The following is a 700-nucleotide window of genomic DNA, read 5'->3' as shown; positions in this document are numbered from 1 at the left end:
AGTATCAGACAAATTACTCGAGCAGTTTGAAAAAGATTGGCTTGATCTTAATGTCTCTTATCAACAATTGTTAGATAAGCAAGAGGAAGCGAACTTACTCAAAAAAAACGAGAAATACGATAAATTTTATCAAAAATACTATGAATCCTACAACTCAGAAAAAGCAGCTGGTGAATTAAATAGATTTTTGTTAGGTATTATTTCTAATACAAAGGGTACTGAGAAGGAATATTTTTCACAATTACTGGAGAAGGTTCAAAAACAAGACTTAACGCCTGAACTTTATGCTGATATCTTAGCAACTATATTTTCTCAAGAAAAATCTAAGATTCACTAAAATGGTGTATTTCTATTTTAAGTATATATACTATCGTCACTCCTAAATAAATTTTGCTTCTACATCCTTAAAACAAAAAAAGCCCCACCATATTTTATTTCTGGTGGGATTTTTGGTGGGGAACCAATCAATTTTGATTTATTTTTAACCTTTTATAACAACTGAAAATGCTGTTAAATCAACCATTTCACTTCAAATCATGTTTATAAATCATTCCCACTCCACGGTTGCAGGTGGTTTACTTGTAATATCGTAGACGATACGGTTAACGTGGTCTACTTCGTTAACGATACGTACAGAAATTTTTTGAAGGACTTCCCAAGGAATCTTGGCAAAGTCAGCTGTCATACCATCGATAGAAGT

Annotated in this window: 1 protein-coding gene and 1 pseudogene; one reads left to right on the top strand and one right to left on the bottom strand. The window is 32.1% G+C overall.

The annotated features are described in order from the left end of the window. Positions 1-337: pseudogene (locus GMD6S_RS12895) on the top strand (hypothetical protein); the annotation flags it as partial. 210 nt (positions 338-547) lie between these two features. Here GMD6S_RS12895 and GMD6S_RS12540 read toward each other — a convergent pair. Beyond that, positions 548-700 (bottom strand): GMP synthase (glutamine-hydrolyzing) (locus GMD6S_RS12540; RefSeq protein ID WP_008296169.1); only part of this gene is annotated, 153 nt, incomplete at its 5' end.

The sequence above is a fragment of the Streptococcus sp. GMD6S genome, assembly GCF_000297015.1.
Note: the sequence above shows the minus strand (reverse complement) of the source record. Positions and strands in the feature narration are given on the sequence as shown.